The 255-nt window shown below is 59.2% G+C and carries 1 protein-coding gene; it reads right to left on the reverse strand.

Annotated elements, in window-relative coordinates; genetic code table 11:
* Nucleotides 1-9: 9 nt before the first annotated feature.
* Nucleotides 10-255: hypothetical protein (locus tag F3089_RS15970; RefSeq protein WP_225741801.1), on the reverse strand; the 246-nt coding region annotated here is incomplete at its 5' end.

The following is a 255-nucleotide window of genomic DNA, read 5'->3' on the forward strand; positions in this document are numbered from 1 at the left end:
AGCTCGCCCTCAATCACCCCAGTCGAACTCGTCGTCCTCGCTCCAAACTGGCTCGCCAAGCGCTGTGAGGCTGTAATCGAAAGGATCCGGCTCGTAACCGGCAGCCAAAGCTATCGTCTCCGCTATGCCGGCAGTTGTTTTCTGGTGCTCCGGGTGCAGAACGGCCAACACTGTTCGGATTCCTTGCAGCTGGTTCTCTGCGTCCCGCGCGGTTTCTGGATCCCCCAACTTGTCCAGTTGCAGGTCAATGGCCTC

The organism is Halospina sp. K52047b (assembly GCF_008709855.1).
GTDB classification, from domain to species: domain Bacteria; phylum Pseudomonadota; class Gammaproteobacteria; order Pseudomonadales; family Oleiphilaceae; genus Halospina; species Halospina utahensis_B.